This is a genomic window from Marinobacter alkalisoli (genome assembly GCF_045449795.1).
In the GTDB taxonomy this organism is placed as follows: domain Bacteria; phylum Pseudomonadota; class Gammaproteobacteria; order Pseudomonadales; family Oleiphilaceae; genus Marinobacter.
The window spans coordinates 79022-104692 of record NZ_JBJJLB010000041.1; the positions used below are offsets into that span (position 1 = coordinate 79022).

The 25671-nt window shown below is 57.7% G+C and carries 26 protein-coding genes; 18 read left to right on the plus strand and 8 right to left on the minus strand.

Features of this window, described 5'->3' with window-relative positions:
* Positions 1-31: 31 nt before the first annotated feature.
* The 3 genes from ACJO3M_RS16855 to ACJO3M_RS16865 are packed head-to-tail and all read right to left on the minus strand — an operon-like array spanning position 32 to position 3101.
* A complete protein-coding gene (locus ACJO3M_RS16855; protein ID WP_407002551.1) occupies positions 32-775 on the minus strand; it encodes a copper resistance protein B in 744 nt (247 codons plus the stop codon).
* On the minus strand, positions 772-2511 hold the full coding sequence (locus tag ACJO3M_RS16860) for a copper resistance system multicopper oxidase (protein ID WP_407002552.1): 1740 nt from the start codon (positions 2509-2511) through the stop codon (positions 772-774). The genes ACJO3M_RS16855 and ACJO3M_RS16860 overlap by 4 nt, the downstream gene beginning before the upstream one ends.
* On the minus strand, positions 2508-3101 hold the full coding sequence (locus tag ACJO3M_RS16865; RefSeq protein ID WP_407002553.1) for a cupredoxin domain-containing protein: 594 nt from the start codon (positions 3099-3101) through the stop codon (positions 2508-2510). The genes ACJO3M_RS16860 and ACJO3M_RS16865 overlap by 4 nt, the downstream gene beginning before the upstream one ends.
* A gap of 153 nt (positions 3102-3254) precedes the next feature.
* Between ACJO3M_RS16865 and ACJO3M_RS16870 the strand changes: the two genes are divergently transcribed.
* The 5 genes from ACJO3M_RS16870 to ACJO3M_RS16890 all read left to right on the plus strand — a co-directional run bounded on the left by ACJO3M_RS16870 (position 3255) and on the right by ACJO3M_RS16890 (position 7656).
* Positions 3255-3920: a response regulator transcription factor gene (locus ACJO3M_RS16870; RefSeq protein WP_407002554.1), complete on the plus strand. Its 666-nt coding sequence runs from the start codon at positions 3255-3257 to the stop codon at positions 3918-3920.
* Positions 3907-5253 carry an ATP-binding protein gene (locus ACJO3M_RS16875; RefSeq protein ID WP_407002555.1) on the plus strand — a complete coding sequence of 449 codons (1347 nt, stop codon included), beginning with the start codon at positions 3907-3909 and terminating at the stop codon, positions 5251-5253. Before ACJO3M_RS16870 ends, ACJO3M_RS16875 begins: the two co-directional genes overlap by 14 nt.
* A gap of 108 nt (positions 5254-5361) precedes the next feature.
* Positions 5362-6420: a TPM domain-containing protein gene (locus ACJO3M_RS16880; protein ID WP_407002556.1), complete on the plus strand. Its 1059-nt coding sequence runs from the start codon at positions 5362-5364 to the stop codon at positions 6418-6420.
* A gap of 26 nt (positions 6421-6446) precedes the next feature.
* The gene (gene cadR / locus ACJO3M_RS16885; RefSeq protein WP_407002557.1) at positions 6447-6911 is read left to right on the plus strand and encodes a Cd(II)/Pb(II)-responsive transcriptional regulator; all 465 of its coding nucleotides are present in this window, start codon (positions 6447-6449) and stop codon (positions 6909-6911) included.
* 79 nt (positions 6912-6990) lie between these two features.
* Positions 6991-7656 carry a cation efflux transmembrane domain-containing protein gene (locus tag ACJO3M_RS16890; protein ID WP_407002558.1) on the plus strand — a complete coding sequence of 222 codons (666 nt, stop codon included), beginning with the start codon at positions 6991-6993 and terminating at the stop codon, positions 7654-7656.
* On the opposite strand, the gene ACJO3M_RS16895 is transcribed toward ACJO3M_RS16890, so the two are convergent.
* Complete coding sequence (locus ACJO3M_RS16895) at positions 7622-8542, minus strand: AEC family transporter (protein WP_407002559.1); 921 nt, start codon at positions 8540-8542, stop codon at positions 7622-7624. The genes ACJO3M_RS16890 and ACJO3M_RS16895 overlap by 35 nt on opposite strands.
* 174 nt (positions 8543-8716) lie before the next feature.
* Here ACJO3M_RS16895 and ACJO3M_RS16900 point away from each other — a divergent pair, with 174 nt between their 5' ends.
* Complete coding sequence (locus tag ACJO3M_RS16900) at positions 8717-9424, plus strand: Crp/Fnr family transcriptional regulator (RefSeq protein ID WP_407002560.1); 708 nt, start codon at positions 8717-8719, stop codon at positions 9422-9424.
* A gap of 74 nt (positions 9425-9498) precedes the next feature.
* On the opposite strand, the gene wrbA is transcribed toward ACJO3M_RS16900, so the two are convergent.
* Complete coding sequence (gene wrbA, locus ACJO3M_RS16905; protein ID WP_406987462.1) at positions 9499-10098, minus strand: NAD(P)H:quinone oxidoreductase; 600 nt, start codon at positions 10096-10098, stop codon at positions 9499-9501.
* A 172-nt stretch (positions 10099-10270) separates the two neighbouring features.
* On the opposite strand from wrbA, the gene trhA reads away from it, so the two are divergent.
* The 4 genes from trhA to ACJO3M_RS16925 all read left to right on the plus strand — a co-directional run bounded on the left by trhA (position 10271) and on the right by ACJO3M_RS16925 (position 15326).
* Positions 10271-10957 (plus strand): PAQR family membrane homeostasis protein TrhA, encoded by a 687-nt coding sequence (gene trhA / locus ACJO3M_RS16910; RefSeq protein ID WP_407002561.1) that lies wholly within the window; start codon positions 10271-10273, stop codon positions 10955-10957.
* A 256-nt stretch (positions 10958-11213) separates the two neighbouring features.
* Positions 11214-13877, plus strand: coding sequence for a nitrate/nitrite transporter (locus ACJO3M_RS16915; protein ID WP_407002562.1), 2664 nt, complete (start codon positions 11214-11216; stop codon positions 13875-13877).
* A gap of 83 nt (positions 13878-13960) precedes the next feature.
* Complete coding sequence (locus ACJO3M_RS16920; protein WP_407002563.1) at positions 13961-14416, plus strand: EVE domain-containing protein; 456 nt, start codon at positions 13961-13963, stop codon at positions 14414-14416.
* 79 nt (positions 14417-14495) lie between these two features.
* The gene (locus tag ACJO3M_RS16925) at positions 14496-15326 is read left to right on the plus strand and encodes an ion transporter (RefSeq protein WP_407002564.1); all 831 of its coding nucleotides are present in this window, start codon (positions 14496-14498) and stop codon (positions 15324-15326) included.
* Positions 15327-15356: 30 nt separating this feature from the next.
* Here ACJO3M_RS16925 and ACJO3M_RS16930 read toward each other — a convergent pair whose 3' ends face one another.
* Positions 15357-15728, minus strand: coding sequence for a SirB2 family protein (locus ACJO3M_RS16930; protein WP_407002565.1), 372 nt, complete (start codon positions 15726-15728; stop codon positions 15357-15359).
* A 130-nt stretch (positions 15729-15858) separates the two neighbouring features.
* On the opposite strand from ACJO3M_RS16930, the gene ACJO3M_RS16935 reads away from it, so the two are divergent.
* Positions 15859-17043, plus strand: a complete 1185-nt coding sequence (locus ACJO3M_RS16935; RefSeq protein WP_407002566.1) for an NnrS family protein — start codon at positions 15859-15861, stop codon at positions 17041-17043.
* An 82-nt stretch (positions 17044-17125) separates the two neighbouring features.
* Here the strand turns inward: ACJO3M_RS16935 and ACJO3M_RS16940 are convergent, their stop codons facing one another.
* Complete coding sequence (locus ACJO3M_RS16940) at positions 17126-17641, minus strand: SRPBCC family protein (RefSeq protein WP_407002567.1); 516 nt, start codon at positions 17639-17641, stop codon at positions 17126-17128.
* A 202-nt stretch (positions 17642-17843) separates the two neighbouring features.
* On the opposite strand from ACJO3M_RS16940, the gene fabA reads away from it, so the two are divergent.
* Both fabA and fabB read left to right on the plus strand, forming a co-directional pair.
* Positions 17844-18353 (plus strand): bifunctional 3-hydroxydecanoyl-ACP dehydratase/trans-2-decenoyl-ACP isomerase, encoded by a 510-nt coding sequence (gene fabA, locus ACJO3M_RS16945; protein WP_407002568.1) that lies wholly within the window; start codon positions 17844-17846, stop codon positions 18351-18353.
* An 11-nt stretch (positions 18354-18364) separates the two neighbouring features.
* The gene (fabB, locus tag ACJO3M_RS16950) at positions 18365-19576 is read left to right on the plus strand and encodes a beta-ketoacyl-ACP synthase I (RefSeq protein ID WP_407002569.1); all 1212 of its coding nucleotides are present in this window, start codon (positions 18365-18367) and stop codon (positions 19574-19576) included.
* On the opposite strand, the gene ACJO3M_RS16955 is transcribed toward fabB, so the two are convergent.
* On the minus strand, positions 19563-19919 hold the full coding sequence (locus tag ACJO3M_RS16955) for a helix-turn-helix transcriptional regulator (RefSeq protein ID WP_407002570.1): 357 nt from the start codon (positions 19917-19919) through the stop codon (positions 19563-19565). The two genes, fabB and ACJO3M_RS16955, sit on opposite strands and share 14 nt — an antisense overlap.
* A 514-nt stretch (positions 19920-20433) precedes the next feature.
* Between ACJO3M_RS16955 and sufB the strand changes: the two genes are divergently transcribed.
* The 5 genes from sufB (at position 20434) to ACJO3M_RS16980 (ending at position 25647) form a co-directional block, all read left to right on the plus strand.
* Positions 20434-21882: a Fe-S cluster assembly protein SufB gene (sufB, locus tag ACJO3M_RS16960; RefSeq protein ID WP_297792469.1), complete on the plus strand. Its 1449-nt coding sequence runs from the start codon at positions 20434-20436 to the stop codon at positions 21880-21882.
* 63 nt (positions 21883-21945) lie between these two features.
* Positions 21946-22722 (plus strand): Fe-S cluster assembly ATPase SufC, encoded by a 777-nt coding sequence (sufC, locus tag ACJO3M_RS16965; RefSeq protein ID WP_407002571.1) that lies wholly within the window; start codon positions 21946-21948, stop codon positions 22720-22722.
* A gap of 11 nt (positions 22723-22733) precedes the next feature.
* Positions 22734-24020 (plus strand): Fe-S cluster assembly protein SufD, encoded by a 1287-nt coding sequence (gene sufD / locus ACJO3M_RS16970; protein WP_407002572.1) that lies wholly within the window; start codon positions 22734-22736, stop codon positions 24018-24020.
* Between the two features lie 6 nt (positions 24021-24026).
* Positions 24027-25280 (plus strand): cysteine desulfurase, encoded by a 1254-nt coding sequence (locus ACJO3M_RS16975; protein ID WP_407002573.1) that lies wholly within the window; start codon positions 24027-24029, stop codon positions 25278-25280.
* Between the two features lie 13 nt (positions 25281-25293).
* The gene (locus ACJO3M_RS16980; RefSeq protein WP_407002574.1) at positions 25294-25647 is read left to right on the plus strand and encodes a HesB/IscA family protein; all 354 of its coding nucleotides are present in this window, start codon (positions 25294-25296) and stop codon (positions 25645-25647) included.
* The last annotated feature ends 24 nt before the right edge of the window (positions 25648-25671 follow it).

Genomic DNA, 25671 nt, shown 5'->3' on the forward strand with positions numbered 1-25671 from the left:
TGGAGTATCCCGGCCCTTTATAGCTGCAGGATCAGAAAGAAAGTCTGGCGCCTGCGACAGCAAACCAGTCTTCGGTGCTGCCACCGGAATCTCTGGCAAAATCCGCCGTATCACGGTATTTGCGCTCGTGAACCACGCCAATGTAGGGAGAGAAAGACCGATCGATCAGATCATAGCTCAGACGCAGACCCACCTCGGTGGAGTTCAGCCCCTTGCCTACTCCAATCTCCCTGTCCTCCGAAAACGCCAGCAAACCCTCAAACGTAGCCGACACGATCCAATAGTTGGTGATCAGCAATTCGTACTCAGCCTCAAGGTCCACCGAAGCGTCCCCTTCATCGCTGACATAAAGATTGGTGTCCACCTCGAACCAGTAAGGAGCCAACCCGGTGAGTCCGAGCACACCGTGAACCCGGTCAGGGCCTTCGGGGGTGTCTATGCGGATACCCGCCTTAGCGTCCCAGAAGTCACTAACCGGAGTCTGGGCAACAAACTGGTTTTCCAGGGTTTCCCAGGCATTGTGGGCTTCTTCCCACTCGCCCTCGAACAGCCAGCGGAATTTCAACTCATCGGTGCCATAGAAGGCATCAGCCTCTACAACCGCCAACTCCTCGTCTGAATCGCTATAGCGGTACTCGAACTTTTCGGCAGACACGCCCCAGAAGGTCTTGGCGGTCTGGGTTTTCTTGGCCGGATCTTCCTGAGCAACCACGGGGGTTGCCAGTGTAGCCACCGCCAGGGACAGGCCACACATGGATATCGTCAGACGACTCATGATTCACCTCCCTGTTGTCCGCTTTGCTCGCCTTCAGCCACGGTGCTGTCCGGACCGCCTTCTACCACTATCTTGCGGAACATGCCGGAAGCCGCGTGGTAAGCCAGGTGGCAGTGGAAAGCCCACTCACCCGGCGCGTCTACTTCGGTTTCCATATACACCGTGGTGGCGGGCGCAACGCTGATGACGTGTTTCAGTGGGTTCCACTTACCTTCACCCACGTCGAGGATCGACCACATGCCGTGCAGATGCATCGGGTGGGTCATCATGGTCTCGTTGACGAATTTGAAGCGAACCCGCTCGCCGTACTGCAGCACGATGGGGTCGGCATCCTCGTACTTGGTGCCGTTGATGCTCCACTCATAACGCTCCATGTTTCCGGTAAGGCGGAGTTCAATTTCCCGAGTCGGCTCTCTATCCTCGTACAGCGGGTTCTGGGCTTTCAGGTCTGCGTAGGAGAGAAACTTGCCGCCATTGCTTGCCGTGGGCATCAGCCCGCTGCCCTCGGCATAGAAGGAGTCTTCCGGAAGGGCCTCCCCATCGCCCGAATTCATACTGCCATGGCCCATGGCGCTATGATCCATTTTGGAATCCTTGCCCATATCACCGTGATTCATGCCCGCCATATCACTTTGGCTCATGTCACCATGATCCGTGTCAGCCATATCACCATGATCCATACCGCCATGGTCCATGTGCCCGGCCATGTCGGCCATGGTCAGCAACTGGGCTTCACGCAGCTCCGGTACCTCCGCCGTCATACCATCCGCAGGCGCCAGAGTGCCTCGGGCGTAGCCAGAACGGCCCATGGATTCGGCAAAGATGGTGTAGGCTTTCTCATCCTTGATGCGAACGATCACATCGTAGGTTTCCGCCACGCCAATGCGGAACTCATCCACATTCACCGGCTGCACATTGTTGCCATCGGCCTGAACCACGGTCATTTCCAACCCGGGAATGCGAACGTCAAAATAGGTCATGGCGGAGGAGTTGATAAAGCGCAGGCGAATTCGCTCACCCGGCTTGAACAACCCGGTCCAGTTCTGCTCCGGCCCCTTGCCGTTGATTAGCCCGGTGAAGCCCTGCACGTCTTCGATATCCGCCTTCATCATGCGCATATCGCCCCACATCATCCGGTCCTTCAGGGTTGCCATAAAGCCTTTTTCACCAGATTCGGCGAAGAAGTCTCCCACGGTTTGCTGCTGCCGGTTGTAGTAATCGGCGGACATTTTCAGGTTACGCATGATGCGGTCGCCGGAATGAGGGTGCTTATCGGTGAGCTGCACCACGTATTCCCGGTCATATCGAAAGGGTTCACGGCCCTCGGGCTCGATCACAATAGCGCCATAAGCGCCGTTGGGTTCCTGAAATCCGGAATGGCTGTGGAACCAATAGGTACCGTTCTGGACGATAGGGAACTTGTAGGTAAAGGTTTCTCCGGGCTTGATGCCGGGGAAGCTGATACCCGGCACACCATCCTGCTTAAAGGGCAGAATCAGGCCATGCCAGTGAATGGAGGTCATCTCGTCCAGGTTATTGGTGACATTGATGGTCACCTCTTCCCCTTCCCTGAACCGCAATACCGGCCCCGGGGAAGCACCGTTGTAACCAATGCCTTCCTTGACGAAATCGCCGGTATCAATCTGGACCCGATCAACGGAAATATCGTACTCGCCGGCGAATACCTGAAACGGCATCAAGCCGGCAAGGACGGCAGCCAGAATACATTTGTTCATTGCACAGACTCGCTTTCAGCCTCACCTCGGGTGCGCTCTTTAGCGGCAACCGTTGCCTCAAACTCAATGTCGCCGTACATGCCTGCCTGATAGTGCCCGGGCACGTTACAGGCAAACTCAAGATCGGCAGCTTCAGCGAACGTCCAGATAATCTCTTGGGTCTCACCCGGCTCCATCAGCACGCTGTTGGGGTCGTCGTGTTTCATGGAATGGCCATCACCCATGTACATTTCCATCATGTCGTGGTCTATGTGATCACCTTTGATGACGCCATGCTCCACCATCATCTGCATTTCTTCCTGGTGGGCCTCGTGCATGTCTGCGGTACCGATATTGAACTCATGCACCAGGGCGCCGTCGTTTGTCACGCGGAAGCGGATGGTCTCGCCGGGCTTCACGGAGATGGACTCGGGCTCGTAGTAGTTGTCCAGCATGGTCACATCGATGGTGCGGGACACGTTCTCGGCCTTGCCGGGCTCGCCTACGGCGTCACCACCATGATGCCCGCCGTGGTTACCGGCAGCGTAAACGCCCGAAGAGAGCGCCAGAGCAATGGCGGGCAACAGAGTATTCTTGAGGATCGGATTCATCGGTATCTCCCGGAATGAGTTGATCTTTGAAAGTTGAGCCCTACTCTGCCCCAGCAACCTGAATCCTTGCTGAATTTTCCGATGAGCACTTTTTCAGGTTACATTCAGCAAACAGCCCTACACTTCAATCGACTCCGAAACGCAGGAATGCCCATGCGATTGCTTCTGGTGGAAGACGACACCCTCATTGCCGATAGCCTGAACAGGCAACTGACTGCCGCCGGTTTTACCGTCGATGAAGCTGGTACCTCAAGACAGGCAGAACAACTCGGCAAACAGGAAAACTACCGGGCAGTGGTGCTGGACCTGGGTCTGCCCGACGGCAACGGGCTGGATGTGCTCAAAAGCTGGCGAGCCGACAAACTGACCATGCCGGTGCTGATCCTGACCGCAAGGGGTGACTGGCAGGACAAGGTGAACGGCCTCAAGGCCGGAGCCGATGATTACCTGGCCAAACCCTTTCAGACCGAGGAACTGCTGGCACGGCTGAACGCCCTGATTCGACGTAGTGAGGGTCGGGTGGAGGCAAAGCTGACTGCCGGTGGTTTTGAATTGGATGAGTACCGCCAATGCCTGCAGACACCGGACGGCCAGGAGCACTCCCTGACCGGAACCGAGTTTCGCCTGCTGCGTTGCCTGATGAGCCGCCCGGGCCAGCTGTTCTCCAAGGAACAGTTGCTGGAGCAGCTTTACAACCTCAACGACAGTCCCAGCGACAACACCATCGAGGCCTATGTGCGCCGGCTACGGAAAATCACCGGGGCGGAAGCCATCACCACCCGCCGGGGCCAGGGGTACATCTTCAATGCATTGGATTGACCCCCGGCGCTCCATCCGTAAAAGCCTGCTCACCCTGTTGCTGCCCGCCGCCATTGCATTAATGGTTGTGGCCTGGATCGTTCATGGCCTGTTGCTGGAGCGCATGGCCCGCGGATTCGTTGAAGACCGGCTACAGGACGAAGTGTCCTTCCTGGAACACCAGTTGCGGCAGTCCGGCTCAGAAGAAATCCGTGACATTGCCGAGGGTGACTATTTTGAAGAAGTCTTCCACCACGCGTTTGCCCTGCGCACAGGCAGCCAGATTCACAGCTCCCCGGCCCAATGGTCCGGGGCTCTCGAACCCTTGCTGAACGAGACAGATACCGGTTTTGTCCGTAAAACCAATCCGGAATCCAGTAATTCCATCGCCGATTTTCTGGCCTACCGCAAGGCCCTGACACTGAACGGGGAACCGGTCGTGATCGTGGTGGCGGAAGACCTGACAAACCTTCAGCACAGCCAGCAGGAGTTGCACCTGTGGACCGGTATAGTCTCCGCCATACTTCTGGCGCTGTTGATACTGGCCATCTGGCTGGCCATTCGGTTATCCCTGCGCTCCGTCACCCGGCTTCAGCATGGTCTGACCGCCCTGCAAACCGGCGCAAGCGACCGGCTGGATGTGGACGCCCCGGCGGAGTTCCAGCCCCTGATCAGCCAGTTGAACCAGCTTCTGGACACCCTGGACCAGAGGCTGGCCCGATCCCGGGAAGCCCTGGCCAACCTCTCCCACAGCGTGAAGACACCGGTGTCCGCCATTCGCCAGGTCCTGGAGGACGACACCCGGGCCCTGGACCCGGAAATGCGACAACAGCTCGCCCAACGGCTGTCCGACATCGACCGTCAACTGGAAAGCGAAATGCGACGCAGCCGGTTCGCTGGCCCCCAGGCAGGCAAGGCCGCGCAACCGGTCAGCCAGGCCCGCGACCTGCTATGGATGCTGGGCCGGCTCTACCCCGACAAGAACTTCGAACTGGAAACTGAACTGGGGCCGGAAACCCGCTGGCCAGTCGAAGAGCACGACCTGAATGAGATTCTGGGCAACCTGCTGGATAACGCAGGCAAGTGGGCCGCACACCAGGTATCCCTGCACCTGGGCCAGGATGACGCCCAACTGACCCTGGACGTCCGTGACGATGGCCCCGGTGTCGCGCCGGAAAAACTCGATACCCTCGGGACCCGGGGCTTACGACTGGACGAACAGACGCCGGGGCATGGCTTGGGGCTGGCGATCGTCAGGGACATTCTGGCTGGCTATGGTGGCACCCTGCAGTTCACCTCTCCGCCAGCACAAGGGCTGATTGCCCGCGTGACATTGCCCCGGTCCGGAGAATGATGTGACTCCGGTTTTCGCGAACCGGTTGGTGGCGACTATTCGATATTTTCGGTAATAATGCCCAATGGACAACAACTATCTGCAAGGATTACCGGTGGAGTTCCAGTGATGTATGCCCGGAAAGACGTCTCCCTTAACCGGCAAGCAGGACGGGTACGCCTGCTGGTGATGCTGGGATTGTTTGCAGCCGTCGTGCTGGCGATTGCCTATCAAGCTAACGACCGCCTGGCGACCGTTCCCCGGGTAACGGACCACATCAACCTGCTGAGTCCGGAAGAACGTGACCGGATCACTCGCTTCCACGATTATCTGCTGACCGATCACGATATTGACTACCGGATCCTGATTGCACGGGGCATTGACGACATCAATCAGTTTGCCGTGAACTACTTTCGCGACGGCAATATAGGGGCGGCCAGTGACAACGGGCGCGGCCTTTTATTGGTGATTGACGCCCAGAGCAACCAGGTTCGCCTGGAAGTCAGCTACGCCTTGGAGCCTACTTACACAGACGCATTTGTCTTCTACGTTGAGCACAGCCAGATGACAGAGTTTTTCGCCGCCGACCGGGTTGCCGACGGCATCCTGGCTACCACGGAACTGCTCATCACCCGTGCCAACGATGCGGCCAATGGCCTGGATTCATTCTCCGGAGGTCAGGAGGCCTCTTCCGGTGGTGGCGGCGCCCGGGTGGACGCCAGGATTGGCGAAGGGACAGCCTCGCGACGGGATGATGATGTGGCGCTGAGCGGGGAGGCGTCCCCCCGAGACGTCCTGGATCGCTACCGGCGGGCGATGGAAGACCGCAACAACAATCCGCGGCTGTCGATCTATTCCAGGCAGACCCGTGAGATGCTGGGCCAGAGGGTGATGACACCGGCGCAGATGGACAACGTGGCGAAAAGCCTCCGAAATTGCCAGCCTGAGAAACTGTTTCACCAGGACAATCGCGCCGTTCTGCGCTACCCCATCAAGGCCCGCACCTGTTCACCGTACTTTTTCCTGCAGGAGGATGGCGAGTGGCGTCTGGATTTCACCGTAATGATCAATGCCATCCGTTTCGGACGTAACAACGAGTGGCGACTGGTGCCGGGGTACTCCGGCCCCTATGGCTTTGCCTTCAGGGATTTGCGGTTTGACCGCAATGGCTACCCCTATCCACAATAGCTCCATCATCCGCCAGGGTCCGTGCCATGAAAATCGGTGAAATCTCAAAAACGACTGGCATTCCGGTGGAAACCATCCGCTACTATGAGAAGATCGGGCTGGTGCCGGAGCCGGAGCGGCAGGCCAGCGGTTATCGGCACTACCGGCAAAGCCACCTCGACCGCCTGCTTTTCATCAGGCGTTGCCGCAATCTGGACATGGCGCAGGACGAAATCCGGGAACTGATTCGCCTGGCCGATCAGCCGGACGCCGACTGTAGCGAAGTGGATGCGCTGCTGGACCGCCACCTCAGCCATGTGCGCGAGCGCCTGCGGGAGCTGGCCAGTCTGGAAGACACCCTCGAACGGCTCCAGAAAGCCTGTTCGGAAGGCCGCACGGTCAGTGAATGCGGTATTCTCGGTGGCCTGACCTCAGAATCCGCCCGGGAAGCGCCAGCCGCCAACCACAATCACATTCCTGGCACTCATCACCACACCCCGGGAACGCGCTGAAACTTTTCCGCAAGGCATCCGTTGACTCTGTAGTTACTACAGGGTTTTTAATGAATACATTCTGACAAAGGAGGTATTCATGGCGTGTAGTTGTTCAGCTCCCGAACCAAAGTCCCCCGCTCCTGGCTTTCGCAAAGCCTTGTGGATTGCCCTGTGGGTCAACCTGGGCATGTTCCTGGTGGAAGGCGTTGCCAGCCTGCAGTCCGGCTCGGTTTCCCTGATGGCCGATGCCATCGACTTCTTCGGCGACAGCGCCAACTATCTGTTGTCGCTGTCCGTGCTCTCTATGGGCATGCTCTGGCGGGGCCGGGCCGCTATGGTGAAAGGGGTTACCATGACCGTGTTCGGCATCGCCGTGCTGGGGCGGGCTGCCTGGGTTGCGCAAAGCGGCATCACGCCGGAACCGCTGACCATGGGGGCCGTCGGCTTACTCGCTCTGGCGGCCAACGTGGGCGTCGCGATCATACTGTTCAAGTTCCGGGAAGGCGATTCCGACATGCGCTCGGTGTGGCTGTGCAGCCGTAACGACGCCATCGGCAATATGGCGGTGATGGTGGCAGCTCTGGGGGTCTTCGGCACCGGTACCGCCTGGCCGGACCTGGCGGTGGCAGCGGTGATGGGCGGCCTGGCCATCACCTCGGGCATCAGCGTGATTCGCCATGCCCGTGATGATATCCGGGGAGCACAAAACGCACGCTCCTCCGGGACGTTTACGGCATCACCAACGCCACCATCACAGGAATAAACGCCAACGCAAACAGCGTGCTGAGCAGCGCGGTGCCCGCCGCCTGTCTCGGCGCGGTGTCCAGCAGAGTGGCAATCACCACGGTATTGGCGGCAATTGGCGTGATCGAAATGAGGAAGATGGCCTGGTAGACCGCCAGGTCATACACGCCGAACAGGTTGGCATCCAGCCACCAGAACAACAGCGCCACCACCGGCCAGGTCACGAACTTGCCCAGGAACGCCAGGCCGGTAAAGCGAAGGTTTCCGGCCAGTCCGCGGAAACTGAGGATGCCCATACCGATGATCATCATGCCCAGAATGCTGTAGGCGCCACGCAGGTTATCAAACAGCGGGGTAAACACATCCGGAATCGAAACTCCGGACAGGTTCAGCACAATCGCCAGCAGGAACGCGTACACCGAGGGAAGTCTTGCCACTCGTATCAGGGCATCTTTCAGGCTGTACCGCCCCCGGGCGGCAAGATAGAAGCCCACCGAATTCTCGAACAGCGTGGTGCCAAGCATGCACACGATATACAGCGCCAACCCCTCCTGCCCGAACAGTAAAAGGGCCACCGGAATGCCAAAATAACCGGTGTTTCCGGTCCCAACTGACAGAGGCATGAGGCTGGCGCTGCCATCGGTGATAAAGCGCCTCGCGACCCAGAGATGTCCCACCCCGATGACCGTACACAGGCCAAACGTCAGGAATGGCAGCAGGATGACCTCCGCTGACAGCGGCGCGGCCATGACGCCGGAAAACACCACCGAGGGGGTGACAATGTAGAGCATGATCCCGGCAATGTGTTTGCCACTGGCTTCGAGGTACCGGCCGGCGACCCACCCGAACGCGACGGTGATATAAAGGGGAAGCAGTTTATAGAAAAGGGCCAGTGCCGCTGCCATGGGAGCTCCGGACGGAAAGACTGGGCGTGGATTCAAACCGCGAAGTCTAACACTACAGCCACAACTACGCTTTTATTGATTCACCCTATAACCCTTAATGATTTAAGTCATTTAACCTGCGTTTTACTTACTGGAATACTGCAGGCTTACTGACCGGAAAAGAGTTCACAGGTAATGACAGTGCAAACCGGCTCAACCCTATCATCTGCGCCCTGCTATCTGGGAGACCAGAATCCGGACATCATCGATCAGCCAACGGCTGGAACCCAGCAGGCGCTGGTTAACAGCCTCAGCCGGGTTTTCGGCATTCATCTGAATAACGATCCGACAACCCCTGACCACCTGTTCCTGAACGATCTGTCCGGCCTGTTTCATCAACGCAGGGTCGACACAGAACACCCGCTGGAACGGCACGACGCGCCCTGGGAGCATGTGTACCTAGTTCAGTACGGCATACTACGGCTGTTCCGGGAAGCGCCGAGTGGCAAGACAGCAGTGCACCACTTCTTTACCGAGGGAGATATGGTCTGGCCGGTGTTTGGCCGCAGCCGGACTGCCCGCAATACCCTGTGCCTGACCGCTGTAACCCCTGCAACCCTTTGGGTGGCGGACTTCGCCGCATTCCGCTCCGCCCTGCAAAAGCAGGGTGACGGGGTATGGAGCAGTTTCGCCCTGGCGCTGACCGAGGAACTGGCGGAGCTCACCAGTATGCGTGAGTTCCGCAAGCAGACCATGTCCGCCCGGGAGCGCTTCGTGTTACTTCTGGAGGAATATCCGGAACTGGTAAAGCGGGTCCCTGACAACCAGTTGGCATCATGGTTGGGGGTCGTACCGGCCACGTTCTCACGAATCAAGAGCGCGCTGCGGACGCAACCGGAATAATCCCCGGCTCTGGCCTTCGGAAACAAAAAAATGGGGCAGGCCGCAATGGCTCTGCCCCTTCAGGAACGGCGCTATTAACCGTGCAATTTCACCGCAAGCTCAGCGACGTGCTTGCCCTGGTAACGGGCAATGGCCAACTCCTTTTCGCTGGGCTGGCGGGAACCGTCACCACCGGCAATGGTCGAAGCGCCGTAGGGCGTGCCCCCGTTTACTTCTGAAATGTCAAAGAATTCCGGAATACCGTAACCCAGCGGCACGATGACCATGCCGTGGTGCGCCAGGGTGGTCCAGAAGGAGCTGATGGTGTGCTCCTGGCCGCCGCCGGTACCGGTCGAGGTAAACACACTCGCAACCTTGCCGTGAAGCCTGCCCTCGGCCCACAGACCACCGGTCTGGTCCAGGAAGGTGCGCATCTGGCCCGCCATGTTGCCAAAACGGGTTGGCGTACCGAAAATCACCGCATCGTATTCCGCCAACTCTCTGGGATCGGCCACCGGGGCGCCCTGATCGGCTTTACCGCCAGCACTCCGAAATGCCTGGTCGGCCATGGTTTCGGATACCCGCTTGATAGTGACTTCCGCACCCTCGACACCCCTGGCACCTTCGGCCACGGTGTTCGCCATGGTTTCGATATGACCGTACATTGAATAATAAAGAACAAGAATTTTCGCCATGATTTTAGCTCCCCTGCATCTGCAGTTAATTGATGCAGCTAGACTAACTCGCATTCACAGGGGGACAAACCGAAAGATTTTCTCACTTTCATTCAGTAAATCTGAACGACTTCATGCAACCGTCATACTTTAGTCGTTGCGTACACTTGTACGCTGAAGTACCGTAGCAGCCATGACTGACCTGGACCCCAAAGCAATGAAAACCCCGGAAACCGTGCAAACCATCCATCACCAGATTGAGGAGTGGCTGAACAGCGCCACCCACGGACTTGGCGCGATTCTCAGCGTTATCGGAACCGTGGTATTGATCGTCGCCGCCAGTCAGTTGGGAGACGTCTGGAAGATTGTCAGCTTCAGTATATTCGGGGCGTCACTGATCATGCTGTACATGGCCTCAGCGCTGTATCACGGTGTCCGCCATCCGAAGTTGAGGGCCGTGTTCAAGACATTGGATCACTGCGCTATCTTTCTGCTGATCGCAGGCACCTACACGCCGTTTCTGCTGGTCAACATGCGCGGCACCACGGGCTGGACGCTGTTCGCGATTATCTGGTCCCTGGCGATCACCGGCGTCGTGCTCAAGATTATTTTCAGGAACCGCTTCAAACTGGCGAGGGTGGGCATCTACGTTGCGATGGGCTGGCTGATTACCGTTGCCTCATCAGATCTGGCAGCCAGCCTGAGCGAAACAGCTCTGTACCTGACCATAGCCGGAGGGGTGGCCTACACTGCCGGCGTTATTTTTTACCTGGCCGACCGTATCCCCTACATGCACGCCGTCTGGCACCTGTTCGTGATAGGCGGCAGCGCACTGCATTTCAGTGCTGTTTATTTCGGCGTTCTGCCTTATGCCACCTGATGCGCCCCGCTCCGATTTCGGGGCGGAACAACTGACTACCCCTTATGCCCCGGCCAGCCGAGCCACCTACCCCTTTAGGGCTACAACCACCAACCCTTTGTTTTAAATTAAATTTTCAGACTTACCTGGCAACATAAAGGTCATTTCCCGCAACTGACTTTTTCAACAAACCTCGCCTTGATATTGCTCAATTTTCAGGCCACACGCGGCGATTACAGTCACTCCATATCCCAATATCCATGATTTGGAGTGCATTATGGACACAACCGTCGCCACCCGCAGGGACCAGAACAGGGCTCTGGGGCTATCTACCCTGGCGTTCACCCTGTGTTTTGCCGTATGGACGATCTTTTCCATCATTGGCATCAGGCTGAAGCAGGAATTCGGGCTCAGCGATACCCAGCTTGGCCTGCTGATGGCCACCCCGATCCTGACCGGCTCTATCAGCCGGCTGTTCCTGGGCATCTGGACGGATCGCTTTGGCGGACGCCTGGTATTCAGTGTGTTGATGCTGGTGACCGCAGCTTGCGTTTACGCCCTCACCCTGGCCACCAGCTACAACATGTTGTTGGCGGGCGCTCTTGGTGTCGGCCTGGCCGGCGGCGCTTTCATTGTCGGGGTGACCTACACCTCGGCCTGGTTTGAGCCTGGAAAACAGGGCACCGCGCTGGGCATTTTCGGCGCCGGCAACGTGGGTGCGGCGATAACCAACTTCGGCGCACCTTTCCTGCTGGTGGCATTCGGGTGGGAGTACACCGCCCAGATCTATGCTGCGATACTGGCGATTATGGGCGTTGTCTTTCCACTGATAGCCCGCGAAGACCCACTGGCCTCACAGCGCGCGGCACGTCGTGCCCAGTCGTTTTTCCAGCAGCTTAGCCCGCTTAAAGACCTGCGGGTATGGCGCTTCTCGCTTTACTACTTTTTTGTGTTCGGGGCCTTCGTTGCACTCGCCTTGTGGCTTCCGCATTACCTGATCCAGGTCTATGGGCTGGACATCAAAACCGCCGGCTTCGTGGCAGCGCTTTACACCATACCCGCCTCCCTGTTCCGCATTCTGGGTGGCTGGATGTCCGACCGCTACGGCGCACGGCGGGTCATGTACTGGACCTTTATTGCCTCGACCGTCTGCACCTTTCTGCTCAGCTATCCACCCACGGAGTACCAGATTCAGGGCATCGAGAGCACCATCAGCTTCAGCCTTGAGCTGAACCTGATCGGCTTTATTCTGCTGACCTTCGTGCTCGGCTTTTTCATGTCTCTGGGCAAAGCAGCGGTGTTCAAGCATATCCCGGCTTACTACCCCAACAGCGTGGGTGCGGTTGGCGGTGTTGTCGGCATGATCGGCGGGCTCGGTGGTTTTTTCCTGCCACTGACCTTCGGCATGCTCAACGATGTCATCGGCATCTGGCAGAGCAGCTTCATGCTGTTGTTCGTGATTGTTGCCGGCGCCCTGGCCTGGATGCACTATTCCATCCGTTCGGCCGAACGGGTTGAGTGGCGTGCGCGTGAAGAAAAGACCGACCTGCCGGAGCTATCCACCCCCAATGCCTTCGTTCTGGAGGAATGGAAACCGGAGGACAAGACCTTCTGGGAAACCAAGGGCAAGAAGATCGCCACCCGCAACCTGTGGATCTCTATCCCCAACCTGTTCCTGGCCTTTGCCGTGTGGACCATCTGGAGCATCCTGGTGGTGAAAATGCCAAGCCTGGGCTTCACCTACAGTTCCAACCAACTGTTCTGGCTGGCAGCACTACCGGCGCTGTCTGGCGCCACATTGCGGATTTTCTACAGTTTCATGGTTCCCATCTTCGGGGGGCGTCGCTGGACGGCCATCTCCACTGCCTCCTTACTGCTGCCTTGCCTGTGGATTGGCATGGCGGTGCAGAATACCGATACGCCTTACCTGATCATGCTGATCCTGGCCCTGCTCTGTGGTTTTGGCGGCGGTAACTTTGCGTCCAGTATGGCCAACATCAGCTTTTTCTTCCCCCAGTCGCAGAAGGGCGGCGCCATGGGCCTGAATGCAGGTCTTGGCAACCTCGGGGTATCCGGCATGCAATTGCTGGCTCCTCTGGTGATCGCAACCAGCGCATTTGGCCCCATGGTAGGGGACCCGCTGATCATTCAGGAAGGCGCCCAGGCTGGTGAGCCCCTGTGGCTGCAAAACGCTGCCTTCCTCTGGGTGCCCCTGATCATCATCGCGTCGGTTGCAGCCTGGTTCGGCATGAATGACATTGCCGACGCCAAAGCGAGCTTCCGTGAACAGGCTGTGATCTTCAGGCGTAAGGATAACTGGCTGATGTGCTGGTTGTATCTGGGCATGTTCGGCAGTTTCATCGGCTTTGCTGCCGGTTTCCCCCTGCTGTCCGGCATGCAATTTCCCAATGTGGATCCGGTCAAGTACGCGTTCCTGGGCCCGCTGGTTGGCGCTCTGGCACGCCCGGTGGGCGGCATGCTGGCGGACAAGCTTGGCGGAGCGAGGGTAACGCTCTGGACCTTTGCGGTCATGATTGCTGGCGTCTTCGGGGTGATGTCATTCCTGCCAAACGACCTCAATGATGGGAGCTTCTGGGGCTTCTTTGGCTGCTTCCTGGTGCTTTTTGTGGCCACTGGGATAGGTAACGGCTCCACCTTCCGCATGGTACCGGTGATCTTCAGAAACCTGCTGATGAAAGAGCAACCGGACAAGCCCGAGGAAGCCAACAAAGCGGCCAATCGCGAGTCCGCTGCGGTGCTGGGCTTCATCTCCGCCTTTGCGGCTTACGGCGGCTTCTTTATCCCCAAATCCTACGGTACCTCCATTGACCTCACCGGAGGGGTCTCTGCTGCATTGCTGGCATTTGTTGCCTTCTATGCGAGCTGTCTGGTGGTCACCTGGTGGTTCTACGCCAGAAAGAATGCGCCGTCTCCTTGCTGAGACAGGCATTCACGGTTTCCCTGGCGCCTGCCGGGGAAACCGTTCTCGGTTATACTGGGCATCGCCGATAGAAGGAGATCCTGATGGCCAAATGGCTGGTAAAAACCGAACCGTCAGAATGCAGCATTGATGACTTTACAAAAGCAGCGAACCAGACCATCCCCTGGGATGGTGTACGCAACTATCAGGCCCGGAATTTTCTGACGGATATGGCAGAGGGAGATGAGGTTTTCATCTACCACTCCAGCTGCAAACATATCGGCATCGCAGGTATCGTCAAGGTGGTCCGGTCAGCCTACCCGGACCCCACGCAGTTTGACCCGGATTCGCCCTACCACGATCCGAAAAGCACACCAGACAAGCCGCGCTGGCAGGCAGTCGACATGGCGTATCTACAGAAACTTCCACGGCTGCTGCCTCTGGATGAAATCAAGACCCTGGCGGGGCTGGACGACCTGCCGCTGATCAAGCGGGGCAACCGGCTGTCCGTTATGCCGGTCACTGATGACCAATGGCAGATCCTGCTCGGCAGCGTCTGAATAAAATTCGAGCTACCCAATCGCTCCCCAGCCCTTTAGAATTCTGGCCCCTGCGAATTAACTGGAGCCGTTGATTGCCATGTCGTCAGAATTAAGCACCACATCCGGTTTCGAGCAACTGCGCCGTATTGAGTCCAGCAAACTGTTTCAGGGCGTGGTTATCGCCATCATCATCCTGTCGGCGCTCACCATCGGCGCAAAAACCTATGATGTGCCGTCCTGGGTCGAGCAGAGTCTCAGCGTTCTGGATAACGCCATAACCCTGTTCTTCCTGATTGAGATCCTCTTTCGTTTTGGCGTGTGCAATGACAAGAAACGCTTTCTCTTCGACGGCTGGAATCTGTTCGACACCCTGGTCGTTATTGGCAGCCTGATCCCGCTGGATAACTCCGAGGCCGTGTTGCTGGGACGTTTGCTGAGGGTGTTCCGGGTATTGCGGCTGGTATCGGTGGTGCCGGAGTTGCGCTTCCTGATCAACTCCCTGCTCAAGGCCATTCCCCGCATGGGCTACATCGCCCTGCTGATGTTCATCATCTTTTACATCTATGCAGCCATGGGCTCGATGTTCTTTGCCAAGGTCGATGAGAACTTGTGGGGCGATGTGGCCATTGCCATGCTTACCCTGTTTCGCGTGGCCACGTTTGAGGACTGGACCGATGTTATGTACGCAACCATGGAACAGTACCCGCTCAGCTGGATTTACTACCTGACGTTTATCTTCCTGACGGCCTTTGTCTTCCTGAACATGATGATCGGCGCCATTCTGGAAGTCATGAGCGAGGAACAGAACGCCGAGCAGGCACAGCAGGCCCATGACGAGCGGGATGAAATTGCCCGCCAGTTGCGGGCAGTGCAGGAACAACTGAAGGAGTTGACCGACCAGGTGTCCGAAAAGTCCGGGGGCCGCTAGCCCCGGATTACCTTACCTCAGAACAGTGCTTCAGAACGGTTTGGTCATGGCCAGATGGAAAATGGCCATGACCTGCACCAGTGCCAGAACCGATGCCACCAACCGGACTGTCAGACTTGCGGTCTGCTTCATTGCGAACACGCCCGCCACAATGTAGCCCACCAACAGGAAAATCTTTGCCGTCAGCCAGCCGTGGACAAACGGCATCCAGGGGGTGACAAACAGCAGACTGATCGCGGCTACCAGCAAAACCGTGTCGTTGGCGTGAGGAATCCACCGCAAAGGAGTTTGTCGCCAGTCAGGCTTGCCCACGGCGTCCAGCAACAGCCGCAAAGCGAACAGAACAACGGTGAGATACGCCGTAGTCATATGAATGTGCTTCAGGATCAGATAGGCACTCATAGTTCATTCCATTGTCAATCAAAGTGATAGCGGCATTGTACGCAAAGATACCGCCAACAGGGTATATCCTTTCACAATAACATTCAGATAAAATATATCTTATAAACGCACCATCAGTGGAGCCATCGCCATGCAGGCCACTTCAACGCCCGCCCCCGCCCGGATCTGCAGGGTCAGCCAGCTTTTCGGTTACCCCTTCCGCATCTTCTTCCTGTCAATGACGGTACTGGCACTGCTCGCCATTCCTGTTTGGGTACTGCAGGTCAGTGGAACCATTCAACTGCCGCTGGCCATGCCGGGGCTGTTCTGGCACCAACACGAAATGCTGTTTGGATTCCTTTCCGCAGCCATCGCCGGCTTCCTTCTCACGGCGGTCTGCGTGTGGACTCAAACCGAACGTACCCATGGCATTCGACTGGCATTGCTCTGGGGCGTCTGGCTGGCGGGCCGCTTATTACTGGCCTTTGGCGCAGACCTGCCCGGTTGGCTGGTGCAAGGAGTCAACCTGGCGTTTCTGCCGCTGGTTATGGTGGATGCCGGATGGCGCATCTGGCGGGCCAGGCAGAAACGGCAACTGATGATCCTGGTCGTTCTCGGCTTGTTATGGCTTATGCAAATCGGTTTCGTCAGTCGGCTGGACCCTACCTTCAGCTACGGTGGGTTGATTGTTACGTTGGCTCTTATCAGCGTCATTGGTGGCCGCATTACCCCCGCCTTCTCTGCCGGATGGCTCCGCCAGCGAGGACTGGATGGCTCTATAATCAAGACGGTGCCGGCTCTGGACGTGGCAACGCTTGTCAACATTGCCCTCCTCCTGGTTTCGCTGGTCACGGGCTGGCAAACCATCACGGCCATTCTCGCCATCACAGCCGCCACCTTGACCCTGGTTCGCCTGGCCGGATGGAAAGGTTGGCTGCTCCGCAAAGAACCGCTGCTCTGGATTCTGCACCTGTCCATACTTTGGGTTCCCGTTGCCTTTGTCCTGCTCGCCGGCTCCATCCTCGCCGACTGGCCCACCGCAGCCTGGACCCATGCCGCCGGCACCGGGGCCGTGGGCGGCCTGATTCTCGGCGTTATCGCGCGGGTCTCCCTCGGGCATACCGGGCGACCGCTGGTGTTGCCGAAAGGCATGGTGATCGCGTTCATTGCCATCCATCTGGCTGCGGTGGTGCGCGTTCTGACAGCTTTCAGCATCATCCCATGGCACCCGGGCATTGGCAGTAGTACAGCCCTGTGGTTTGTTGCCTATGGCATTTTTCTGATCCAGTACACTGGAATACTCACCAGTCCCAGGCCGGACGGTCGCCCCGGCTGATAGTTTCGTCCGTATAGAACCCCAAAAATAACGGGCCTCCGAAGAGGCCCGTTTATTACTTTAAAGACAAGGCTGTCGTTGTTCAGGCAACCAGCTTTTGCTTCAACTGCTCTGCAAATACCGCTCTGGCCTCCCGGAAACGGGCGGCTGGAAAATGAATGCTGATGCCTTCCAGCGCTGCCATCAACATTTCCAGGTGGGCATCCCAGCCAGCGCAGGAAATGGCCACAAGGTGGTCGTTGGGCAATAACAGAGTAAGGCTCAACTGCGTACCTCCGTGACGCTCCCTCAGCTCCCAGGTCAGCGGCCTTTCCGGATCATCTCCGGCACTCCACGAATAGGAAAGCAGCCGGTTCGGTTCGAACACCTTGATACGACAATCAATTGGAGTGCCGCTGTTGCCAAAGTCCAGCTTGATTCGCCCACCTTCCTCCTGTTCAAGAATCCCGGGGGCCAGCCACTGACTCAGGCAGACAGAATCCGTCAACATCCTCCAGACGGATTCGGGCGAGTGCTCAATCTCTCGATGCAATCTCACACAGATCCGGTCACCATCACACTGGATATCACCATGAATATCATGACACTCACCGGACATAGGCTTTCCCTCCCAAATCGACCGCTTATCTCAGCGTTTCACCCAAAGTAACAGTGGCGCCCCCAACGGTCGTTGATGACGGTCAACGTCACCCGAAACGCCTGATCCTTTTTCCGGAAATCATCCACTAAAGGTCAATAGCGACTCTCGAAATAACAGCTAAAGTATCAGTAAACCATTCTGTAACAGAGATAACGGCACTATGTCCCCGGATCATTTTGATAAAGAAGAGCTGATCAAATGCGGCCACGGCAAACTCTTCCCAGGCTCCATGCGGCTGCCCATTGATGAAATGCTGATGTTCGACCGCGTCACGCATATCGCAGACGATGATGGCCTGTATGGCAAGGGTAGCCTGGTAGCCGAACTCGACATCAACCCGGACCTCTGGTTCTTTAAGGTGCACTTTGTCGACGATCCCGTTATGCCCGGATGTCTGGGACTGGACGCCATGTGGCAGTTGGTCGGTTTCTTCCTCGCCTGGGGTGGAGGTGAAGGCAAGGGACGCGCTCTCGGCGCTGGTGAAGTGAAATTTACCGGTCAGGTGCTACCCAGCGCCAAAAAGGTAACCTACCGCCTGGATCTCAAACGCGTGATCAGGCGCAAACTGACCATGGCGATTGCCGATGGCCGGATGGAAGTGGACGGCCGTGAAATCTACACTGCCAAGGACCTCCGGGTTGGCATGTTCACCTCGACCGATGATTTTTAGGAGCTAACCAGATGCGTCGCGTTGTCATTACCGGCATGGGCATTGTTTCCAGCCTAGGTACCAATCAGAAAGAAGTGACCCGATCCCTGAAGGAATCCCTTCCCGGCATAGGCTTCAGTGAAGAAGCGCGGGACAATGGCCTGCGCAGCCATGTCTGTGGCCAGATCAATCTCAACCTGCCGGAACTGATCGACCGCAAGTTATGGCGCTTCATGTGCCCGGCTTCCGGCTACACCTACCTGGCAATGCAGGAGGCCATTGAACAGTCGGGACTGACCGACGAGCACATCAAGGCCGATACCACCGGTATCATTTTTGGTCAGGGTGGCGCCTCTACGGTTGAACTGCTGGATGCCATCGATACCCATCGTGACCGTGGTCTCCGCCGTGTCGGCCCCTATCGGGTGCCGCGCACCATGGGCAGCGCCATCAACGCCTCCATCGCGACAGGCTTTGGTATCCGCGGCATCAACTATGGCATTACCTCCGCCTGTGCCACCAGCGCGCACGCCATTGGCCACGCAGCGGATCTGATCGCTCTCGGCCGCCAAGACGTCATGTTTGCCGGCGGCGGTGAGGATATCCACTGGACCCTGAGCCTGCTGTTTGATGCCATGGGAGCACTGTCCACCAAATACAACGACACCCCGGAACTGGCTTCCCGCACCTACGATACGGACCGGGACGGCTTCGTCATATCCGGTGGTGGCGGAGTTCTGGCCCTGGAGGCCCTTGAGCACGCGGAAGCACGCGGTGCCAACATCCTGGCTGAAATCGTCGGATTCGGCGCCACCTCTGACGGCGCCGACATGGTTGCTCCGAGCGGTGAAGGTGCTGTGCGCTGCATGAAACAGGCCATGAAAAACCTGGAAGGCGAAATCAGCTACGTAAATACCCATGGCACCAGCACCCCTGCCGGTGACGTGACCGAGCTGAAAGCCCTGAAAGAAATCTTCGGCGACAAGATCCCACCGCTGAGTTCCACCAAGCCCCTGTGTGGACATGCCCTGGGTGCCGCGGGCGTACATGAGGCCATTTACAGCCTGATCATGCAACGGGAAGGATTTATTGCCCCATCCGCCAACATCCAGAACCTGGACGCTGGTGCTGAAGGCTATCCCATCGTGCGGGAACGCATGGATAACCAGAATCTCGACCTGGTCATGAGCAACAGCTTCGGCTTTGGTGGCACCAACGGCACACTGGTGTTCAAGAAAACCTGATTGAGCGGTATTCAGCCGGGGAAGTGCCCATCCAGCGCTTGAACGCCCGGCTGAATGCACTCAGTTCCGAGAATCCAAGCTGCTCGGCAATCTCCACCAGCGGCTTGGTTTTGTCCTGCATATAAGACAACGCCTGTTTGCGGCGAACGTCCTCCAGCAGACGAGCAAAAGTCAGCCCCTCTCTCTTCAGTTTCTTGTGCAAGGTATAGCGGCTCATATGCAGCTGCGAGGCCACCGCCTCAACCCCCACCTTACCGCGTGTCAGCTGCACGCTGATCAGCGAACTCACTCTTGAGCTGAGCGGCGCCCGCGCTACCTCCGTCCTCAGAGGCTCTGATGACATTCGTTGTTCCTCCTAACCTGGGCTCTGGCCCGATATGCCAATAACAAACAGCGTACACATGTTAGCCGAAAACAATCAATACGACCTTTGAGCAGGATCAAGGAATGGAGTTTCCGTTGAGGCAAAATACCCGGTCAGATTTCCATCCCGGAGCCCTCGCCCCGACCAATTAAGTTCTAAAAACGACCAGACTATTACCCCGATTGCCAGCCCCTTAGTGCCCCAAGGGCCGATTAAGGTATAATCACCACGAGTCCAATTTAATACCTGACTATTTTACTGTGGTATTGTATAATCGCTCGCCAGAAGCAACGGATCCGCCCCTTTACGCTGCCCGAGAGCGGCAGTCGGGCCAGGAAAATCCGTCTCCAAAAACCGATTGCAGGGCGTACTCACAGGATGAGCGACCGCTGCAACACCCAGACTGATGACATCCGCCCGTCAGACCAACAACGCGACCGGCGGCGACACCAAGGGCCACAAGCCCACGATGAGAGAATACGGAGCGACGATCATGGCGACCACCGACCAAGAGGTGAACGAGCTGATCAAACGGGAATACGAACACGGTTTCGTAACAGACATCGAATCCGATACGTTCGAGCCCGGACTGAATGAAGACGTTATCGCCCGCCTTTCCGGGATCAAAAAAGAGCCGGAGTGGATGCTGGAATGGCGCCTGAAAGCCTACCGTCGCTGGCTTGAAATGGACGAGCCGGACTGGGCTCATGTGGGTTATCCCAAGGTGGATTACAACTCCATCTCCTACTACTCCGCGCCCAAGCGCAAAGAAGACATGCCCCAGAGCCTGGACGAAGTGGATCCGGAACTGCTGAAAACCTATGAAAAACTGGGTATTCCGCTGCACGAGCGTGAAAAGCTGGCTGGCGTTGCCGTTGATGCCGTATTTGACTCGGTATCCGTCGCCACCACCTTCAAAGAACCGCTGGCCAAAGCCGGCGTGATTTTCTGCTCCATTTCCGAGGCCATCCAGGATTATCCGGAACTGGTGCAGAAGTATCTGGGCTCGGTCGTGCCCCACGGTGACAACTTCTTCGCCGCCCTGAACTCGGCGGTGTTCTCCGACGGCACCTTTGTCTACGTGCCCAAGGGCGTACGCTGCCCCATGGAGCTGTCCACCTACTTCCGCATCAACGCGGCCAACACCGGCCAGTTCGAACGCACGCTGATCATTGCTGAAGACAGCAGCTACGTCAGCTACCTGGAAGGTTGCACCGCGCCGATGCGTGACGAAAACCAGCTGCACGCTGCGGTGGTCGAACTGGTTGCCCTCGACGATGCCCAGATCAAGTATTCCACGGTACAGAACTGGTACCCGGGCGATGAAAACGGCAAAGGCGGCATCTTCAACTTTGTCACCAAGCGCGGCGCCTGCATCGGCAAAAACTCCAAAATCTCCTGGACCCAGGTTGAAACCGGCTCCGCCGTAACCTGGAAATATCCGAGCTGCGTACTGCGCGGTGACAACAGTGTTGGCGAATTCTACTCAGTGGCACTGACCCACAATCACCAGCAGGCCGATACCGGCACCAAGATGATTCACCTGGGCAAGAACACCTCCAGCACTATCATCTCCAAGGGCATTTCCGCTGGCAAAAGCTCCAACGCCTACCGTGGCCTGGTGAAATTCGGCCCCGGCGCGGAAGGCGCCCGCAACTTTACCCAGTGTGATTCGCTGTTGATCGGCGACCGCTGTGGCGCACATACGTTCCCGTACATCGAGAGCAAGAACAAGTCCGCCATCGTCGAGCACGAGGCCACCACCTCCAAGGTCAGCGACGAGCAGATGTTCCTCTGCCGCCAGCGTGGTATCGACCCGGAGCAAGCGGTTTCCATGATCGTGAACGGCTTCTGTAAAGAGGTGTTCAAAGAGCTCCCGATGGAATTTGCGGTGGAAGCCGGCAAGCTGCTGGAAGTGAGCCTTGAGGGCTCCGTTGGTTAACAGCGGCCCGCGCACCGGTATATAAACGAATTCATACAGTTTAGAGAAGAGAGAACCCGACAAATGCTCAGCATCAAGAACCTGCACGCCTCCGTCGAGGGCAAAGAAATCCTCAAGGGCATCAACCTGGAGATCAAGGCCGGGGAAGTTCACGCCATCATGGGCCCTAACGGCTCTGGTAAGAGCACCCTGTCCCAGGTGCTGGCAGGCAACGAGGCATTTGAGGTAACCGAGGGCGAAGTGACCCTGAATGGCGAGAACCTGCTGGACCTGGAAACCGAAGAGCGTGCCCGCGAAGGTATTTTCCTGGCGTTCCAGTACCCGGTGGAGATTCCCGGCGTCAGTAACCTGCAGTTCCTGCGCACCGCCGTGAACGCCATGCGTCACCACAAGGGCGAGGCCGAAATGAACGCCGCGGAGTTCATGAAGCTGGCGAAGGAAGTATCAAAGCAGGTCGATCTGGACCCGGCCTTCCTCAAGCGTGGCGTTAACGAAGGCTTCTCCGGTGGCGAGAAAAAACGGAACGAGATCATGCAGGCCCTGCTGCTGCAGCCTAAGCTGGCCATCCTGGACGAAACCGATTCCGGCCTCGACATCGACGCCCTGCAGGTCGTCTCTAACGGCGTCAACGCCCTGCGTGCCGAAGATCGCGCCATCCTGATGGTGACTCACTACCAGCGCCTGCTGAACCACATTGTTCCAGACCACGTCCACGTGCTGGCCGGCGGCAGGATCGTCAAGTCCGGTGGTCGCGAACTGGCCCTGGAACTGGAAGAACGCGGTTACGGCTGGCTCGGCATCAAAGACGAAGAAGAAGCAGCAGCCAACTCAGCCAATTGAGGGAGAGCGGAATGAAACCAGCACCAACACTTTCCGCCGCGTTCCTTCATCCGGCCGGGCAATCACTGCCTGAGCCGCTGCTGGCGCTGCGCAAACAACGGGGTACGGCCTTGGTGGATATGCGACTGCCGACCCGCAAAACGGAAAACTGGAAGTACTCCAGCAAGTACCTGAAGCTGACCGACGACATGGCCATTTCGCTGCCCGCCGATGGCAAAACCGGCAGCGGGTTGGCAGTACCCGGCTATAAAGTGGCCTTCCTGAATGGCGTGATGATGCCGGAAGCCAGCGATTACCCGGATCTGGAAGGCATCACTATTGAACGCTTTGGCGACCTGGATGACGACGCCGCCGCCAGCCTGGCGGATCGCATGGACAGCACCCTGGACAACAAGGCCGTACAATTGGCCCGGCTCAACTCCGCCCGCTTCGAGGACGGCCTGCTGATCCGCCTGAAGCCGGACGCCGTGCTGGACCAGCCACTGTTCATCGTCCATGAAGTCAACGCCGACGCCAGTGGTTCCGCGTATCCCCGCATATTCGTGGATGCCGGCCGCCACAGCCAGATCACCGTGGTGGAGGAATACATTTCCAGCGGCAGTGAAGCCGTCATGGTCAATACCGTCACGGAATTCACGCTGGGCGACGGCGCCAACGTCACCAGCATCCGCCTCAACACGGAAGGCGAGAATGTTCAGCATATCGGTGCAACCGGTGTGCGCCAGCAGCGCAGCTCACGCTTTGAAAGCCACTGCGTAGGCTTTGGCGGTCCACTGCGCCGGCACGACCTGCAGGTGCGCCTGGAGGGCGAAGGCGCCGAATGCAAGCTCAATGGCGTGGTGGTCACCCAGGGCAAACAGCACTACGACAACCACACCACCATCGAGCACGTGGCGGCGCACTGCAACAGCGAGGAAACCTATCGCAACATTGCCGCCGACCAGTCACACGCCGTGTTCAATGGCCGCATTCATATCCATCAGGATGCCCAGAAGTCCAATGCGGATATGAACAACAAGAACCTGCTGCTGTCTAACGGTGCAGAGATAGATACCAAGCCGGAGCTTGAGATCTATGCGGACGACGTCAAGTGTGCTCACGGTGCAACAATAGGCCAGTTGGATGAAGTGTCGTTGTTCTACCTGGTGTCTCGCGGCATAGGCCGGCGGGAAGCCAACGTTCTGCTGACCATGGCATTTATCAATGAACTGGTTGAGCAGATTCCGGTGGAGCAGGTACGGGATACTGCCCACACCCGACTGAACCAGTTCTTTGATCAGACATTCGAGGGGGCATAACCGGTTATGACTGATCTGTCCGTGGCCAACACAGCCAAGCAAACCGCGTTTGACGTTGACGCCATTCGCCGTGACTTCCCGATCCTGTCACAGCAGGTAAACGGCAAGCCGCTGGTGTATCTGGACAATGGCGCTTCGGCCCAGAAGCCGGTGGCCGTGCTGGACGCCATGGATCGTTATTACCGGGAGATGCACTCCAATGTTCACCGTGGCGCCCATACCCTGGGTGACCGGGCGACCGCCGCGTTTGAAGGCGCACGGGAAACCGTCCGTAACTTCCTCAATGCCAAGAGCACCCGGGAAATTATCTGGACCCGCGGCACGACTGAAGCCATTAACGTGGTCGCCAACGGCCTGGCCCCTCGCCTGGAAGCGGGCGATGAGATCCTGGTAAGCCAGATGGAACACCACGCCAACATCGTGCCCTGGCAGATGGTGGCCGAGAGAACCGGCGCCAAAGTCGTACCGGTTCAGATCACACCGGAAGGCGAACTGGATCTGGATTCGTTCAACAGCCTGTTGAATGAACGCACCCGTATTTTTGCCATTACCCATGTATCCAACGCGCTAGGCACCGTTAATCCGGTCGCCGAACTGATCAAACAGGCCAAGGCCCGTGGCATCATTACCCTGGTGGATGGCGCCCAGGCCGTGCCCCATTATCAGCCGGACGTTCAGGCGCTGGGCTGCGATTTTTACGCGTTCTCTGCCCACAAGCTGTTCGGGCCGACCGGCATCGGCGTGCTTTACGGCAAGGCGCAGCTTCTGGAAGACATGCCCCCGTATCAGGGTGGCGGTGAGATGATTGAACGGGTGTCGTTTGAGGGCACCACCTGGAACACCCTGCCTTACAAGTTTGAGGCTGGCACACCGGCGGTGGCCGAAGCTGTCGGCCTGGGCGCCGCCATCGACTATGTGGGTCGCCTGGACCGCCGTGCCATGGAGACAGCCGAGAAGGCCCTTCTGGACCGTGCCAATCAGCTGGTGGAGACCGTGCCCGGCATGGAAATCATCGGCACCGCGAAGCACAAGGTTCCGGTCATGTCCTTTAAAATCGCCGGGCTACACCCCAGTGATATAGGAACATTGCTGGATCAGCAGGGCATCGCTATCCGCACCGGCCACCATTGCGCCATGCCACTGATGGATTTCTACGGAGTTCCCGGTACAGCCCGGGCTTCCTTTGCATTTTACAATACGCTGGATGAGGTGGAACAATTGTTCACAGCCCTGCAAAAAATCCAGCGCCTGTTTGCCTGATGGAGGTGGAATTATGACAGCCGAAGTCTTCACCCCGACCGTTGCCGTCACTATGACGCCAAGCGCGGTCACGCACGTGCGCAAACAACTGGACAAGAAGCCGGAAGCCATGGGTATCCGGCTCGCCATCAAGAAAAGTGGTTGCTCCGGTTTCAAGTACGAGACACATTGGGTGGAAGAAGCCGCCTCCGATGACAAGGTGTTTCACATTGACGGCGTGGACGTGTACGTGAAAGAGGAACACCTGCCGCTGGTGAACGGGATCGAGATCGACTTCGTTACCGAGGGCGTGAACTCCATGTTCCAGTTTCGGAATCCGAACGCCACCGCCGAGTGCGGATGTGGCGAGAGCTTTACCGTAGCGTAATTCGACACCAAAGACAGAAAACAG

Excerpts from the sequence above, each read along its gene's own strand:
- ACJO3M_RS16955 (WP_407002570.1), bottom strand. The coding sequence starts at position 19,919 with ATGTCATCAGAGCCTCTGAGGACGGAGGTAGCGCGGGCGCCGCTCAGC.
- ACJO3M_RS16975 (WP_407002573.1), top strand. The coding sequence starts at position 24,027 with ATGACTGATCTGTCCGTGGCCAACACAGCCAAGCAAACCGCGTTTGAC.
- ACJO3M_RS16935 (WP_407002566.1), top strand. The coding sequence starts at position 15,859 with ATGCAGGCCACTTCAACGCCCGCCCCCGCCCGGATCTGCAGGGTCAGC.
- ACJO3M_RS16925 (WP_407002564.1), top strand. The coding sequence starts at position 14,496 with ATGTCGTCAGAATTAAGCACCACATCCGGTTTCGAGCAACTGCGCCGT.
- ACJO3M_RS16880 (WP_407002556.1), top strand. The coding sequence starts at position 5,362 with ATGTATGCCCGGAAAGACGTCTCCCTTAACCGGCAAGCAGGACGGGTA.
- ACJO3M_RS16865 (WP_407002553.1), bottom strand. The coding sequence starts at position 3,101 with ATGAATCCGATCCTCAAGAATACTCTGTTGCCCGCCATTGCTCTGGCG.
- ACJO3M_RS16980 (WP_407002574.1), top strand. The coding sequence starts at position 25,294 with ATGACAGCCGAAGTCTTCACCCCGACCGTTGCCGTCACTATGACGCCA.
- sufD (WP_407002572.1), top strand. The coding sequence starts at position 22,734 with ATGAAACCAGCACCAACACTTTCCGCCGCGTTCCTTCATCCGGCCGGG.
- wrbA (WP_406987462.1), bottom strand. The coding sequence starts at position 10,098 with ATGGCGAAAATTCTTGTTCTTTATTATTCAATGTACGGTCATATCGAA.
- ACJO3M_RS16900 (WP_407002560.1), top strand. The coding sequence starts at position 8,717 with ATGACAGTGCAAACCGGCTCAACCCTATCATCTGCGCCCTGCTATCTG.
- ACJO3M_RS16890 (WP_407002558.1), top strand. The coding sequence starts at position 6,991 with ATGGCGTGTAGTTGTTCAGCTCCCGAACCAAAGTCCCCCGCTCCTGGC.
- fabB (WP_407002569.1), top strand. The coding sequence starts at position 18,365 with ATGCGTCGCGTTGTCATTACCGGCATGGGCATTGTTTCCAGCCTAGGT.
- ACJO3M_RS16895 (WP_407002559.1), bottom strand. The coding sequence starts at position 8,542 with ATGGCAGCGGCACTGGCCCTTTTCTATAAACTGCTTCCCCTTTATATC.
- ACJO3M_RS16920 (WP_407002563.1), top strand. The coding sequence starts at position 13,961 with ATGGCCAAATGGCTGGTAAAAACCGAACCGTCAGAATGCAGCATTGAT.
- ACJO3M_RS16875 (WP_407002555.1), top strand. The coding sequence starts at position 3,907 with ATGCATTGGATTGACCCCCGGCGCTCCATCCGTAAAAGCCTGCTCACC.
- sufC (WP_407002571.1), top strand. The coding sequence starts at position 21,946 with ATGCTCAGCATCAAGAACCTGCACGCCTCCGTCGAGGGCAAAGAAATC.
- ACJO3M_RS16855 (WP_407002551.1), bottom strand. The coding sequence starts at position 775 with ATGAGTCGTCTGACGATATCCATGTGTGGCCTGTCCCTGGCGGTGGCT.
- ACJO3M_RS16940 (WP_407002567.1), bottom strand. The coding sequence starts at position 17,641 with ATGTCCGGTGAGTGTCATGATATTCATGGTGATATCCAGTGTGATGGT.
- ACJO3M_RS16860 (WP_407002552.1), bottom strand. The coding sequence starts at position 2,511 with ATGAACAAATGTATTCTGGCTGCCGTCCTTGCCGGCTTGATGCCGTTT.
- ACJO3M_RS16870 (WP_407002554.1), top strand. The coding sequence starts at position 3,255 with ATGCGATTGCTTCTGGTGGAAGACGACACCCTCATTGCCGATAGCCTG.
- sufB (WP_297792469.1), top strand. The coding sequence starts at position 20,434 with ATGGCGACCACCGACCAAGAGGTGAACGAGCTGATCAAACGGGAATAC.
- ACJO3M_RS16930 (WP_407002565.1), bottom strand. The coding sequence starts at position 15,728 with ATGAGTGCCTATCTGATCCTGAAGCACATTCATATGACTACGGCGTAT.
- cadR (WP_407002557.1), top strand. The coding sequence starts at position 6,447 with ATGAAAATCGGTGAAATCTCAAAAACGACTGGCATTCCGGTGGAAACC.
- ACJO3M_RS16915 (WP_407002562.1), top strand. The coding sequence starts at position 11,214 with ATGGACACAACCGTCGCCACCCGCAGGGACCAGAACAGGGCTCTGGGG.
- fabA (WP_407002568.1), top strand. The coding sequence starts at position 17,844 with ATGTCCCCGGATCATTTTGATAAAGAAGAGCTGATCAAATGCGGCCAC.
- trhA (WP_407002561.1), top strand. The coding sequence starts at position 10,271 with ATGACTGACCTGGACCCCAAAGCAATGAAAACCCCGGAAACCGTGCAA.